This window comes from Acidovorax sp. 1608163 (assembly GCF_003669015.1).
Classification (GTDB): Bacteria; Pseudomonadota; Gammaproteobacteria; order Burkholderiales; family Burkholderiaceae_C; genus Acidovorax.
Genome location: NZ_CP033069.1, coordinates 475,535 through 487,785 on the forward strand (window position 1 = coordinate 475,535; position 12,251 = coordinate 487,785).

Sequence of the window (12,251 nt, forward strand, 5' to 3'; positions counted from 1 at the left end):
GCTAGCAGCTATTGTTTTTGATGATGACAAGCCCCGGCCCGATTCCCCCCAGGGCCGGTGTTCATCCACCATGGGGGTTCCATCTGAGGAGACAACAATGAAGATGCAGTTCACGGCGATCGCGTTCGCCGCCGCCACCCTGGCCCTGGGGCAAGCCGCCTGGGCCGGCGAGGCCGAAGCCAAGAAGTGGATCGACAGTGAGTTCCAGCCATCCACGCTGAGCAAAGACCAGCAGATGGCCGAGATGAAGTGGTTCATCGACGCTGCCAAGAAGCTCCAGGGCAAGGGCGTCAAGGAAATCTCGGTGGTGTCTGAGACCATCACCACCCATGAATACGAATCCAAGACGCTGGCCAAGGCGTTCGAGGAAATCACTGGCATCAAGGTCAAGCACGACCTGATCCAGGAAGGCGACGTGGTCGAGAAGCTGCAGACCTCCATGCAGTCGGGCAAGTCGATTTACGACGGCTGGATCTCCGATTCGGACCTGATCGGTACGCACTACCGCTACGGCAAGATCATGAGCCTGACCGACTACATGAGCGGCACCGGCAAGGAGTGGACGAACCCCGGTATCGACATCAAGGATTACATCGGCACCAAGTTCACCACCGGGCCCGACGGCAAGATGTACCAATTGCCCGACCAGCAGTTCGCCAACCTGTACTGGTTCCGCGCCGACCTGTTCGAGCGCAAGGACATCAAGGACAAGTTCAAGGCCAAGTACGGCTATGACCTGGGCGTGCCACTGAACTGGTCTGCCTACGAAGACATCGCCGAGTTCTTCACCAACGACGTCAAGCAGATCGACGGCAAGGCCATTTACGGCCACATGGACTACGGCAAGAAGGACCCATCGTTGGGCTGGCGCTTCACCGATGCCTGGCTGTCGATGGCCGGCACCGCCGACATCGGCGCGCCCAATGGCCTGCCCATCGACGAGTGGGGCATTCGCGTGGCCGACGACAAATGCACACCGGTGGGTGCTTCTGTATCCCGTGGCGGTGCGACCAACTCGCCAGCCGCCGTCTACGCTCTGACCAAGTACGTGGACTGGATGAAGAAGTACGCGCCCAAGGAAGCCACGGGCATGACCTTCGGCGAGGCCGGCCCTGTGCCCGCCCAGGGCCAGATCGCGCAGCAAATCTTCTGGTACACCGCCTTCACGGCCGACATGACCAAGCCCGGCCTGCCTGTGGTGAACGCCGACGGCACACCCAAGTGGCGCATGGCCCCTGGCCCCAACGGCCCCTATTGGAAGCAAGGCATGCAAAACGGCTACCAGGACGTGGGCAGCTGGACCTTCTTCAAGGACCACGACGCCAACAAGACCGCTGCTGCCTGGCTCTATGCCCAGTTCGTGACGGCCAAGACCACCTCGCTCAAGAAGACGCTGGTGGGCCTGACCCCGATCCGCGAGAGCGACATCCAGTCCAAGGCCATGACCGATGCAGCGCCCAAGCTGGGCGGTTTGGTGGAGTTCTACCGCAGCCCCGCCCGCGTGGCATGGTCGCCCACCGGTACCAACGTGCCCGACTACCCCAAGCTGGCCCAGCTGTGGTGGAAGAACGTAGCCCAGGCCGTGACGGGTGAAAAGACCCCGCAAGGCGCCATGGACACGCTGGCCGACGAGATGGACCAGGTGATGGCCCGCCTGGAGCGCGCTGGCATGGCCCACTGCGCGCCCAAGCTCAACAAGAAGGAAGACCCCAACAAGTGGCTGAGCGACAAGCAAGCCCCCTGGAAGAAGCTGGCGAACGAAAAGCCGAAGGGCGAAACCATCGCCTACCAAACCCTGCTGGACGCCTGGAAGGCCGGCAAGGTGCGCTGATGCGCGGGTAGTTTGATGGCAGCGCACGGCACAGCAAGGTGTGCCGTGCCTGCCGCCCTCCCTGGGGCGATGGTGGTGGGCAGCCCCAGGGTGGTTGTGTCTTTTTTGTTGCCTCTTTGGCCTTGCGCCCGCCTGGAGCTGGTGCAAGGTTTGTTACCCAAGCCCTCCACTGGTGTTACAAAATCAAGGGTTAACCCTTAAAAACTGTGGCCTCCCATGGACAATCAGCACCCATGACCAATGTTTCAGCCCCCCTTCCCACCCCGCGTGCCGAACTTCTGGACCGTTTGGCCCAGCCGCACTTGTATGACCTGGCCGTGATTGGCGGGGGCGCCACGGGCCTGGGGGTGGCCTTGGATGCGGCGGCGCGGGGTTTCAGTGTGGTGCTGGTGGATTCGCACGATTTCGCCAAGGGCACCTCATCCCGGGCCACCAAGCTGGTGCACGGTGGCGTGCGCTACCTGGCGCAGGGCAATATCTCCCTGGTGCGCGAGGCCCTGCACGAGCGCACCACGCTGCTGAGCAACGCGCCCCACCTGGCGCAGCCCCTGCCGTTTGTGATGCCGTCCTACCGCTTTTGGGAGACGCCCTTCTACGGCATCGGCCTCATGATGTACGACGCCCTGGCGGGCAAGGCCGGGCTGGGTGCCACGCAGTTCCTGGGGCGCGAGCGCACCTTGCAGTGCCTGCCCACGGCCCGCAAAGACGGGCTCAAAGGCGGCGTGAAGTATTGGGATGGCCAATTTGACGACGCTCGTCTGGCCCTGGCGCTGGCGCGCACCGCTGCCAGCCGCGGAGCGCTGCTGGTGAACTACTGCCCCGCCAAGAAGTTGGTCCATGAAGGTGGGCGGGTGGCTGGGTTCGAGTGTGAAGACGTGGAATCTGGCCGTGCTTTCACGGTCAAGGCGCGCTGCGTGGTGAATGCCACGGGTGTGTGGGTGGATGGCCTGCGCCAAATGGACGGGGAGGCCATTGGCAAGCCCGTCAAGCCCATCGTGGCGCCCAGCCAGGGCGTTCACATCGTGGTGGACAAAGAATTTTTGCCGTCAGACCATGCACTGATGGTGCCCAAGACGGCGGACGGGCGGGTGCTTTTTGCGGTTCCGTGGCTGGGCAAGCTCATTTTGGGCACCACAGACAGCCCCCGCCAGGATGTGGTGCGCGAGCCTTTGCCGTTCAAGGAAGAAGTCGCCTTCATCCTGAACGAGTCTGCCCGCTACCTGACCCGCGCGCCCAAGCCCGAGGACATTCGCAGCATCTGGGTCGGGTTGCGCCCCTTGGTCAAGCCGCAGGACGATGACGGCGGTAACACCAAGAGCATTAGTCGGGAGCACACCGTGCTGGCCAGCCGCAGTGGCCTGGTCACCGTGACGGGCGGCAAGTGGACGACCTATCGCGCCATGGCCGAAGACGTGCTGCAAAAGTGCTTTGATACTGGAGCTTTGCCGCCCAAGGCTGCGGGTGTGACCAACCAGCTGCCGCTGGTGGGTACCCCGACCGAGGCGGTGCGCCACCGTATCAGCGACGCGCCAGGCATGCATTCTTATGGGGCAGATGCTGCGCAAGTGGCGGGTTTACCAGGGGCATCCAACGCCTTGGGCGGTGGATTGACCGAGGCGATGGTGCGGTTTGCTGCACGCTTTGAATACGCCCGAACCGTCGAGGACGTGCTGGCGCGCCGCTCGCGCATGCTGTTCCTGGACGCCCGCCTGGCCCAGGAGGTTGCCCCTGCCGTTGCAGAGATCCTGCGAGAAGAGTTGGGTGGCGACCCGCAGTTGCCTGCTTTTTTGGCATTGGCACCACAATATTTGCGCCCAGAAATGTGATAGGCGCTTGACTTGGCGCTTTGGGTTTGCAATAATCAAAGGCTTCGCGTTTAAAGCGTGAAGTTTCTGCCCAGCGGGAAGTGCTGCAAATGGTTTGCGGTGCGGACGACGGGCCCAAGACTGACTGGCTGATTTGCAGCCCTTGAGAAGTTCTCTGGGGCTGTTGTCTTCTGGTGCAAGTTGGGAATATTGAAATGATCCAGACAGAATCTCGGTTAGAGGTTGCCGACAACACCGGCGCTAAGTCCGTCCTTTGCATTAAGGTGCTGGGTGGCTCTAAGCGTCGCTATGCAAGCGTTGGCGACATCATCAAGGTGAGCATCAAAGAAGCCGCTCCACGTGGCCGCGTCAAAAAAGGCGAGGTTTACAGCGCAGTGGTGGTTCGCACGGCGAAGGGTATTCGTCGCGGCGACGGTTCGCTCGTCAAATTCGATGGCAACGCTGCGGTGTTGCTGAATGCAAAGTTGGAGCCTATCGGCACCCGCATCTTTGGACCCGTGACGCGCGAGCTGCGTACCGAAAAGTTCATGAAGATCGTGTCCCTGGCTCCTGAAGTTCTCTAAGGACGCGCCATGAACAAGATTCGCAAAGGCGACGAAGTCATCGTGCTGACAGGGCGCGACAAGGGCAAGCGCGGCACAGTGTCGCTGCGCAAAGATGACTCTTATGTGGTCATCGACGGCATCAACCTGGTCAAGAAGCACGCCAAGCCAAACCCCATGAAGGGCACAACTGGCGGCATCGTTGAAAAGGCTATGCCAATCCATCAGTCCAACGTGGCCATCTTCAATGCGGCTACCGGCAAGGCTGATCGCGTGGGTATCAAGGTGCAGGCTGATGGTTCGCGCATTCGCGTGTTCAAGTCCAGCGGCGCTGAAATCAAGGCGGCCTAAGGGGTAAACATGGCACGACTGCAAGAAATTTACCGCGACAAAGTCGCCCCCGAGCTGACCAAGCAGTTCGGTTACACCTCGCCCATGCAGGTTCCACGTCTGACCAAAATCACCCTGAACATGGGTGTGAGCGAAGCCGTGTCGGACAAGAAGGTGATGGACAACGCCGTGGCTGATCTGACCAAGATTGCTGGTCAAAAGCCTGTGGTGACCAAAGCCAAGAAGGCTATCGCTGGTTTCAAGATTCGCGAAGGCCAAGCGATTGGTTGCATGGTCACGCTGCGTGGCGTGCAAATGTATGAGTTCCTGGACCGTTTCGTGACCGTGGCACTGCCCCGCGTTCGTGACTTCCGTGGTATCTCTGGCCGTGCCTTTGATGGTCGTGGCAACTACAACATCGGTGTCAAGGAACAGATCATTTTCCCTGAAATCGAGTACGACAAGGTTGACGCTCTGCGTGGCCTGAACATCAGCATCACCACAACGGCCAAGACCGACGAAGAAGCCAAGGCGCTTCTGGCTGGTTTCCGTTTCCCGTTCAAGAACTGAGGCGAAGCATGGCTAAAGTAGCTTTGATCCAGCGCGAACTGAAGCGCGAAAAACTGGCTGCCAAGTACGCAACCAAGTATGCGGAACTGAAGGCAATTGCTGGCGATGCCAAGCGTAGTGACGAAGAGCGTGAAGCTGCTCGTCTGGGCTTGCAAAAGCTCCCACGCAACGCCAACCCAACGCGTCAGCGCAACCGTTGCGAAATCACCGGCCGCCCTCGCGGTACCTTCCGTCAATTCGGTCTGGCCCGCGCCAAGATCCGTGAACTGGCTTTTGCAGGCGACATCCCTGGTGTCACCAAAGCCAGCTGGTAAGCAGGCAGGAGAGATTAAACATGAGCATGAGTGATCCCATCGCTGACTTGCTGACCCGCATCCGTAATGCACAGATGGTCTCCAAGGCCACGGTTCTGGTGCCTTCTTCCAAAGTGAAGATTGCCATCGCCCAAGTGCTGAAGGACGAAGGTTATATCGACGGCTTCCAAGTGAAAACTGAAGCTGGCAAGTCCGAACTCGAAATCGCCCTGAAGTACTACGCAGGCCGTCCAGTGATTGAGCGCATTGAGCGCGTCAGCCGCCCTGGTCTGCGTGTCTACAAAGGCCGTGATTCCATTCCACAAGTTATGAACGGTCTGGGTGTGGCAATCGTCACGACTCCTAAGGGCGTGATGACTGATCGCAAAGCGCGTGCTACCGGTGTCGGTGGCGAAGTGCTGTGCTACGTGGCCTAACCGCGGCATTGAGGAGTAACTGAAATGTCCCGAGTAGGAAAAATGCCCGTGACCATCCCCGCTGGTGTGGATGTGTCGATCAAAGATGACCAGATCTCCGTCAAGGGTTCTGGTGGCGCACTGACACTGGCACAAAACGTGTTGGTCAAAGTGTCCAGCAATGATGGCAAGTTGAGCTTCGAGCCTGTGGATGACTCGCGTGAAGCCAACGCCATGAGCGGTACGCTGCGTCAGCTGGTCAACAACATGGTTGTTGGCGTGAGCAAAGGCTTCGAAAAGAAGCTGAGCTTGGTTGGTGTGGGTTACAAAGCTGCTGCATCCGGTTCCAAGTTGAACCTGGCTGTGGGTTATTCCCATCCCGTCAATTTCGAAATGCCTGCTGGCATCACTGTCGCAACACCTACCCCTACCGAAGTGGTAGTGAAGGGTGCCGACCGTCAGCGTGTAGGTCAAATCGCCGCTGAGATTCGTGCTGTTCGTCCTCCCGAGCCTTACAAGGGCAAGGGCATCCGCTACGCGGATGAGAAGATCACGATCAAAGAGACCAAGAAGAAATAAGGAGCTGCAACATGTTGACAAAGAAAGAGCAGCGTCTTCGTCGTGCCCGTCAAACACGCATCCGCATTGCCCAGCAAGGCGTGGCCCGTTTGACTGTGAATCGTACGAACCTCCATATCTACGCCAGTGTGATTTCCGGCGATGGCAGCCAAGTGCTGGCCAGCGCTTCCACGGCAGAAGCCGATGTGCGCAAGTCCTTGGGCGGTTCGGGCAAGGGTGGCAATGCCGCTGCAGCCCAACTGATCGGCAAGCGCATCGCTGAAAAAGCGAAGGCAGCAGGCGTTGAGAAGGTTGCATTTGATCGTGCAGGTTTCGCTTATCACGGTCGCGTCAAGGCTTTGGCCGATGCAGCCCGCGAAGCTGGTCTGCAGTTCTAAGCGGAGCGGAATAAAAAATGGCTAAATTTCAACCCAAAGTGCAGAGCGAAGGTCAAGACGACGGTCTGCGCGAAAAAATGATCGCGGTGAATCGCGTGACCAAAGTCGTGAAGGGCGGCCGTATTCTCGGCTTCGCTGCACTGACTGTGGTCGGCGACGGTGATGGCCGCGTTGGCATGGGCAAGGGCAAGTCCAAGGAAGTGCCTGCTGCAGTGCAAAAGGCGATGGAAGAGGCCCGTCGCAACATGGTCAAGGTTTCGCTGAAGAACGGCACCATTTTCCACAACGTGACTGGCCACCATGGCGCCGCTGTTGTGATGATGGCTCCCGCTCCTAAGGGTACCGGCATCATTGCTGGCGGTCCTATGCGCGCAGTCTTCGAAGTGTTGGGTGTGACGGATATCGTGGCAAAGAGCCATGGTTCTTCCAATCCTTACAACATGGTTCGTGCAACGTTTGACGCGCTCGTCAATTCGACCACCCCGTCGAATGTGGCAGCCAAGCGCGGCAAGACAGTCGAAGACATCTTCGCCTGAACCGGAGCCTGAATATGACAACGCAACAAACCGTCAAGATTCAACTGGTGCGCAGCCCGATTGGCACCAAAGAGTCGCACCGCGCCACCGTCCGTGGTCTGGGTCTGCGCAAGCTGAACAGCATCAGCGAATTGCAAGACACGCCCGAAGTGCGCGGCATGATTAACAAGATCAGCTATCTGGTCAAAATCGTCTGAGAGATCGATCATGGAACTCAATAGCATCAAGCCCGCAGACGGCGCCAAGCATGCCAAGCGCCGTGTAGGCCGTGGCATCGGCTCCGGTTTGGGCAAGACCGCTGGCCGTGGTCACAAAGGTCAGAAGTCCCGTTCGGGTGGTTACCACAAAGTGGGTTTTGAAGGCGGTCAAATGCCTTTGCAACGCCGTCTGCCCAAGCGCGGTTTCAAGTCCCATTTGCTGAAGTTCAACGCAGAAGTCACGCTGTCTGCTCTGGACCAACTGGGTCTGCCTGAAGTCGACGTTTTGGCTCTGAAGCAAGCCGGTCTGATCGGTGAACTGGCCAAGGTGGTCAAGGTCATCAAGAGCGGTTCTTTGACCAAGGCTGTCAAGCTGACGGGTGTGGGCGCAACGGCTGGTGCCAAGGCAGCGATTGAAGCTGCTGGTGGCTCTGTAGCCTGATAGCGTTCCTCAAGGAAGGCATCTGTGGCAACTAGCGCAGCTCAAATTGCAAAGACCGGCAAGTTCGGCGATCTCCGTCGCCGTCTGGTTTTTCTGTTGCTTGCGCTGGTCGTGTATCGCATCGGGGCCCATATCCCTGTGCCAGGCATCGATCCAGCCCAACTTCAGCAATTGTTCAGCGGACAACAGGGCGGCATCCTGAACCTGTTCAACATGTTCTCGGGTGGTGCTCTGTCTCGTTTCACGGTCTTCGCTCTGGGGATCATGCCGTACATTTCGGCATCGATCATCCTGCAGCTGATGACCTACGTCATTCCCACCTTTGAGCAATTGAAGAAGGAAGGCGAAGCGGGCCGCCGGAAAATCACCCAATACACCCGTGCGGGTACCTTGGGGCTGGCTCTGTTTCAGTCGTTCGGTATTGCTGTGGCGTTGGAAAGCTCTGCTGGTCTGGTTCTCAGCCCCGGTTTTGGTTTCCGCATGACAGCGGTGGTCAGTTTGACTGCAGGCACCATGTTTTTGATGTGGTTGGGTGAACAAATTACCGAGCGTGGCTTGGGGAACGGTATCTCGATACTGATCTTCGCTGGCATCGCTGCGGGGCTTCCCAGCTCTATCGGTGGTTTGCTGGAACTGGTTGGTACTGGTGCAATGTCCGCCCCTGCTGCGATTTTTATCGTGTTGGTGGTTGGTCTGGTAACATACTTTGTTGTGTTCGTTGAACGAGGGCAGCGCAAGATCCTCGTGAACTATGCCCGCCGTCAGGTTGGAAACAAGGTTTACGGTGGTCAGGCTTCGCATTTGCCCCTGAAGTTGAACATGGCTGGTGTGATTCCGCCGATCTTTGCATCGTCGATCATTCTGTTGCCTGCGACAGTGGTGAACTGGTTCAGTGCTGGTGATTCAATGCGCTGGTTGAAGGATATCTCTGGTGCTCTGACCCCTGGTCAGCCCATCTATGTGATGTTCTACGCCGCTGCCATTGTTTTCTTCTGCTTCTTTTACACAGCGCTGGTTTTCAACAGCCGTGAAACTGCAGACAACCTGAAAAAGAGCGGTGCCTTTATTCCTGGCATTCGCCCTGGTGAGCAGACTGCCCGCTACATTGACAAGATTCTCGTTCGCTTGACTCTTGCCGGTGCCGTCTACATCACCTTTGTGTGTTTGCTGCCGGAGTTTTTGATTCTCAAGTACAACGTGCCGTTTTATTTCGGCGGTACTTCTCTGTTGATCATTGTGGTGGTGACCATGGACTTCATGGCCCAGGTTCAAAACTACATGATGTCGCAGCAGTACGAGTCTCTGCTCAAGAAGGCAAACTTCAAGGGTGGCAGTGGTGGTTAAGGTGCTGCAATGACCACTACCAAGTGGTCATTGATTGGCACGAATAAGTTAAGTGAGCGCCCCACGAATTTTCGCGGGCACGCATTGTGTTCCGTGCAGAATAGCCGGGACGGATGGAAAAGTTTTAGGAGAATGCAATGAGAGTTTCGGCTTCGGTCAAAAAAATCTGCCGCAACTGCAAGATCATCCGCCGCAAAGGTGTGGTGCGCGTGATCTGCACGGATCTGCGTCACAAGCAGCGCCAGGGTTGATTGGAAAGTATTAGAGGACGCATATGGCACGTATCGCTGGCATCAATATTCCGCCCCACAAGCATGCGGAAATCGGTCTGACCTCCATTTTTGGTATTGGTCGCACCCGCGCTCGCAAGATTTGCGAAGCAACTGGCATCGCTTACTCCAAGAAGATCAAAGATCTGACGGACGGCGACCTGGAAAAAATTCGCGAGCAAATCGAGCAGTTCACCATTGAAGGTGATCTGCGCCGCGAAACCACCATGAACATCAAGCGCTTGATGGACATTGGCTGCTACCGTGGTTTCCGCCATCGTCGTGGTTTGCCGATGCGTGGTCAGCGTACGCGTACCAACGCCCGTACTCGCAAGGGTCCGCGCAAGGGTGCAGCTGCACTGAAGAAATAAAGAGATTGAAAGATCATTATGGCTAAGTCTCCTGCCAATAACGCAGCTCAACGCGTTCGCAAGAAGGTTCGTAAGAACGTTTCGGATGGCATCGCTCACGTGCATGCATCCTTCAACAACACGATCATCACCATCACCGATCGCCAAGGCAATGCATTGTCTTGGGCTTCGTCTGGTGGTCAAGGTTTCAAGGGCTCCCGCAAGTCCACTCCGTTTGCTGCCCAGGTAGCTTCCGAAGTGGCAGGTCGTGCAGCCATTGACCAAGGCATCAAGAACCTGGATGTTGAAATCAAGGGTCCTGGTCCTGGTCGTGAATCTTCTGTGCGCGCTCTGGGCGCCCTGGGTATTCGCATCACATCGATTTCCGATGTGACGCCTGTGCCGCACAATGGCTGCCGCCCTCAAAAGCGCCGCCGTATCTAATTTTCCCAAGCCCACCGCCACCTGTAGACGCGAAAGCGCTCCAGGTGGCTCCCGCAATGGTTTGCGGTAGATGACATAAAAGGAAGCTCAAGTGGCACGTTACCTCGGCCCCAAGGCCAAACTCTCTCGCCGTGAAGGCACGGACCTGTTCCTGAAGAGCGCTCGTCGTTCGATCGCTGACAAGTCCAAGTTCGACTCCAAGCCTGGTCAGCACGGCCGCACTTCCGGTGCCCGTACTTCCGACTACGGTCTGCAACTGCGCGAAAAGCAAAAAGTCAAGCGCATGTACGGCATTCTGGAAAAGCAATTCCGCCGCTACTTTGAAGCTGCTGACGGCAAGAAGGGCAACACTGGCGCGAACCTGTTGTTCCTGTTGGAGTCCCGTCTGGACAACGTCGTGTACCGCATGGGCTTCGGCTCCACGCGTGCAGAAGCCCGTCAGCTGGTGTCGCACAAGGCGATCACGGTGAACGGCCAATCGGTCAACATCCCTTCGTACCTTGTGAAGGTGGGTGATGTGGTTGCTGTGCGTGAAAAATCCAAGAAGCAATCCCGTATCACTGAAGCTCTGCAACTGGCCGCCCAAGTAGGCATGCCAGCGTGGGTCGATGTGAATGCCGACAAGGCAGAAGGCGTCTTCAAGAAGGTGCCTGATCGTGATGAGTTCGGTGCAGACATCAACGAATCGCTGATCGTTGAGTTGTACTCGCGCTAATCACTCGAACTAATTTTTCGAGTAAACCGTTCCTAAACCGCGAGGCATCGCGGTTTAGGCGCTTCACCAGCCTTACCGGTGTAACGAGCTGGGGGTATTGAGAGGAAGTCTGAATGCAAACCAATTTGCTGAAACCCAAGGCGATCAATGTTGAGCAGCTTGGCCACAATCGTGCCAAGGTGGCTTTGGAGCCGTTCGAGCGTGGCTATGGCCATACGCTGGGCAATGCCATTCGACGCGTTCTGCTTTCGTCTATGGTGGGTTACGCAGCGACTGAAGTGACCATTGCTGGCGTGCTTCACGAGTACTCGTCGATTGACGGTGTGCAAGAAGATGTGGTGAACATTCTCTTGAACCTGAAGGGCGTGGTCTTCAAGCTCCACAACCGCGATGAAGTCACACTGAGCCTGCGCAAGGATGGTGAAGGCGTGGTGACTGCCCGTGACATTCAGACGCCCCATGACGTGGAAATCGTCAACCCTGATCATGTGATTGCACACCTGTCGCAAGGCGGCAAGCTGGACATGCAGATCAAGGTGGAAAAGGGCCGTGGTTATGTGCCCGGCAGCATGCGTCGTTATGCCGACGAAGCAACCAAATCCATCGGTCGCATTGTTCTGGATGCGTCTTTCTCTCCAGTCAAGCGCGTCAGCTACACCGTAGAAAGCGCTCGTGTCGAGCAGCGTACTGATCTAGACAAGCTGGTGGTTGAAATTGAAACCAACGGCGCCATCACTGCGGAAGATGCAGTGCGAGCATCTGCCAAGATTTTGGTGGAACAACTGGCAGTGTTTGCACAGTTGGAAGGCGGCGAGTTGACCGCTTTTGAAACACCTTCGGGCCCACGCGGTGGTGCTACGTTCGATCCTATCCTGCTGCGCCCTGTGGACGAGCTGGAATTGACCGTGCGTTCCGCCAACTGCCTGAAGGCTGAGAACATCTATTACATCGGTGACCTGATTCAGCGCACCGAGAACGAGTTGCTCAAGACGCCTAATCTGGGTCGCAAATCGCTCAATGAGATCAAGGAAGTTTTGGCTTCCCGTGGCCTCACTTTGGGCATGAAGCTTGAAAACTGGCCACCAGCTGGCCTGGACAAGCGTTAAGTTATAATTTCGGGTTCCCCTTTTCGGGAACAGTGCATTGGGCAGTACCTGATACGGCTGCCTGATTTAATCAAAGTAAAAAGG

General features: G+C 57.3%; 18 protein-coding genes. All 18 read left to right on the forward strand.

The genetic code is table 11. The annotated features are described in order from the left end of the window. The first annotated feature begins 97 nt into the window (after positions 1 to 97). Positions 98 to 1,831, forward strand: a complete 1,734-nt coding sequence (locus EAG14_RS02090; protein ID WP_099656888.1) for an ABC transporter substrate-binding protein — start codon at positions 98 to 100, stop codon at positions 1,829 to 1,831. 233 nt (positions 1,832 to 2,064) lie between these two features. After that, complete coding sequence (locus EAG14_RS02095) at positions 2,065 to 3,657, forward strand: glycerol-3-phosphate dehydrogenase/oxidase (protein WP_121727925.1); 1,593 nt, start codon at positions 2,065 to 2,067, stop codon at positions 3,655 to 3,657. Positions 3,658 to 3,851: 194 nt separating this feature from the next. Continuing rightward, positions 3,852 to 4,220 carry a 50S ribosomal protein L14 gene (gene rplN / locus EAG14_RS02100; RefSeq protein WP_007861702.1) on the forward strand — a complete coding sequence of 123 codons (369 nt, stop codon included), beginning with the start codon at positions 3,852 to 3,854 and terminating at the stop codon, positions 4,218 to 4,220. 9 nt (positions 4,221 to 4,229) lie between these two features. Continuing rightward, the gene (rplX, locus tag EAG14_RS02105; protein WP_099656886.1) at positions 4,230 to 4,550 is read left to right on the forward strand and encodes a 50S ribosomal protein L24; all 321 of its coding nucleotides are present in this window, start codon (positions 4,230 to 4,232) and stop codon (positions 4,548 to 4,550) included. A gap of 9 nt (positions 4,551 to 4,559) precedes the next feature. Continuing rightward, on the forward strand, positions 4,560 to 5,099 hold the full coding sequence (rplE, locus tag EAG14_RS02110; protein ID WP_099656885.1) for a 50S ribosomal protein L5: 540 nt from the start codon (positions 4,560 to 4,562) through the stop codon (positions 5,097 to 5,099). Between the two features lie 8 nt (positions 5,100 to 5,107). Then, positions 5,108 to 5,413: a 30S ribosomal protein S14 gene (gene rpsN / locus EAG14_RS02115; RefSeq protein ID WP_099656884.1), complete on the forward strand. Its 306-nt coding sequence runs from the start codon at positions 5,108 to 5,110 to the stop codon at positions 5,411 to 5,413. A gap of 20 nt (positions 5,414 to 5,433) precedes the next feature. Continuing rightward, positions 5,434 to 5,829, forward strand: coding sequence for a 30S ribosomal protein S8 (gene rpsH, locus EAG14_RS02120; protein ID WP_005793636.1), 396 nt, complete (start codon positions 5,434 to 5,436; stop codon positions 5,827 to 5,829). A 24-nt stretch (positions 5,830 to 5,853) separates the two neighbouring features. Next, positions 5,854 to 6,387, forward strand: a complete 534-nt coding sequence (rplF, locus tag EAG14_RS02125) for a 50S ribosomal protein L6 (RefSeq protein WP_121727926.1) — start codon at positions 5,854 to 5,856, stop codon at positions 6,385 to 6,387. Positions 6,388 to 6,398: 11 nt separating this feature from the next. After that, on the forward strand, positions 6,399 to 6,764 hold the full coding sequence (gene rplR, locus EAG14_RS02130) for a 50S ribosomal protein L18 (RefSeq protein WP_099656882.1): 366 nt from the start codon (positions 6,399 to 6,401) through the stop codon (positions 6,762 to 6,764). A gap of 17 nt (positions 6,765 to 6,781) precedes the next feature. Beyond that, positions 6,782 to 7,300, forward strand: a complete 519-nt coding sequence (rpsE, locus tag EAG14_RS02135) for a 30S ribosomal protein S5 (RefSeq protein WP_069103887.1) — start codon at positions 6,782 to 6,784, stop codon at positions 7,298 to 7,300. Positions 7,301 to 7,314: 14 nt separating this feature from the next. After that, positions 7,315 to 7,497 (forward strand): 50S ribosomal protein L30, encoded by a 183-nt coding sequence (gene rpmD / locus EAG14_RS02140; protein ID WP_044399276.1) that lies wholly within the window; start codon positions 7,315 to 7,317, stop codon positions 7,495 to 7,497. Positions 7,498 to 7,507: 10 nt separating this feature from the next. Further along, positions 7,508 to 7,939, forward strand: a complete 432-nt coding sequence (gene rplO, locus EAG14_RS02145) for a 50S ribosomal protein L15 (protein ID WP_099656881.1) — start codon at positions 7,508 to 7,510, stop codon at positions 7,937 to 7,939. A 24-nt stretch (positions 7,940 to 7,963) separates the two neighbouring features. Further along, complete coding sequence (secY, locus tag EAG14_RS02150) at positions 7,964 to 9,283, forward strand: preprotein translocase subunit SecY (protein WP_099656880.1); 1,320 nt, start codon at positions 7,964 to 7,966, stop codon at positions 9,281 to 9,283. Positions 9,284 to 9,420: 137 nt separating this feature from the next. Continuing rightward, entirely contained in the window at positions 9,421 to 9,534 is a 114-nt protein-coding gene (gene rpmJ, locus EAG14_RS02155) for a 50S ribosomal protein L36 (protein ID WP_005793651.1), read from the forward strand. A 23-nt stretch (positions 9,535 to 9,557) separates the two neighbouring features. After that, on the forward strand, positions 9,558 to 9,923 hold the full coding sequence (gene rpsM, locus EAG14_RS02160) for a 30S ribosomal protein S13 (RefSeq protein WP_099656879.1): 366 nt from the start codon (positions 9,558 to 9,560) through the stop codon (positions 9,921 to 9,923). A gap of 18 nt (positions 9,924 to 9,941) precedes the next feature. Then, positions 9,942 to 10,346: a 30S ribosomal protein S11 gene (gene rpsK / locus EAG14_RS02165; protein ID WP_005793662.1), complete on the forward strand. Its 405-nt coding sequence runs from the start codon at positions 9,942 to 9,944 to the stop codon at positions 10,344 to 10,346. Between the two features lie 91 nt (positions 10,347 to 10,437). Beyond that, a complete protein-coding gene (gene rpsD, locus EAG14_RS02170) occupies positions 10,438 to 11,061 on the forward strand; it encodes a 30S ribosomal protein S4 (protein WP_099656878.1) in 624 nt (207 codons plus the stop codon). Between the two features lie 113 nt (positions 11,062 to 11,174). Beyond that, positions 11,175 to 12,167 carry a DNA-directed RNA polymerase subunit alpha gene (gene rpoA, locus EAG14_RS02175; protein WP_099656877.1) on the forward strand — a complete coding sequence of 331 codons (993 nt, stop codon included), beginning with the start codon at positions 11,175 to 11,177 and terminating at the stop codon, positions 12,165 to 12,167. Positions 12,168 to 12,251: the final 84 nt, after the last annotated feature.

Coding starts and splice junctions, on each gene's coding strand:
- EAG14_RS02090 (WP_099656888.1), top strand. CDS start 98: ATGAAGATGCAGTTCACGGCGATCGCGTTCGCCGCCGCCACCCTGGCC.
- EAG14_RS02095 (WP_121727925.1), top strand. CDS start 2,065: ATGACCAATGTTTCAGCCCCCCTTCCCACCCCGCGTGCCGAACTTCTG.
- rplN (WP_007861702.1), top strand. CDS start 3,852: ATGATCCAGACAGAATCTCGGTTAGAGGTTGCCGACAACACCGGCGCT.
- rplX (WP_099656886.1), top strand. CDS start 4,230: ATGAACAAGATTCGCAAAGGCGACGAAGTCATCGTGCTGACAGGGCGC.
- rplE (WP_099656885.1), top strand. CDS start 4,560: ATGGCACGACTGCAAGAAATTTACCGCGACAAAGTCGCCCCCGAGCTG.
- rpsN (WP_099656884.1), top strand. CDS start 5,108: ATGGCTAAAGTAGCTTTGATCCAGCGCGAACTGAAGCGCGAAAAACTG.
- rpsH (WP_005793636.1), top strand. CDS start 5,434: ATGAGCATGAGTGATCCCATCGCTGACTTGCTGACCCGCATCCGTAAT.
- rplF (WP_121727926.1), top strand. CDS start 5,854: ATGTCCCGAGTAGGAAAAATGCCCGTGACCATCCCCGCTGGTGTGGAT.
- rplR (WP_099656882.1), top strand. CDS start 6,399: ATGTTGACAAAGAAAGAGCAGCGTCTTCGTCGTGCCCGTCAAACACGC.
- rpsE (WP_069103887.1), top strand. CDS start 6,782: ATGGCTAAATTTCAACCCAAAGTGCAGAGCGAAGGTCAAGACGACGGT.
- rpmD (WP_044399276.1), top strand. CDS start 7,315: ATGACAACGCAACAAACCGTCAAGATTCAACTGGTGCGCAGCCCGATT.
- rplO (WP_099656881.1), top strand. CDS start 7,508: ATGGAACTCAATAGCATCAAGCCCGCAGACGGCGCCAAGCATGCCAAG.
- rpmJ (WP_005793651.1), top strand. CDS start 9,421: ATGAGAGTTTCGGCTTCGGTCAAAAAAATCTGCCGCAACTGCAAGATC.
- rpsM (WP_099656879.1), top strand. CDS start 9,558: ATGGCACGTATCGCTGGCATCAATATTCCGCCCCACAAGCATGCGGAA.
- rpsK (WP_005793662.1), top strand. CDS start 9,942: ATGGCTAAGTCTCCTGCCAATAACGCAGCTCAACGCGTTCGCAAGAAG.
- rpoA (WP_099656877.1), top strand. CDS start 11,175: ATGCAAACCAATTTGCTGAAACCCAAGGCGATCAATGTTGAGCAGCTT.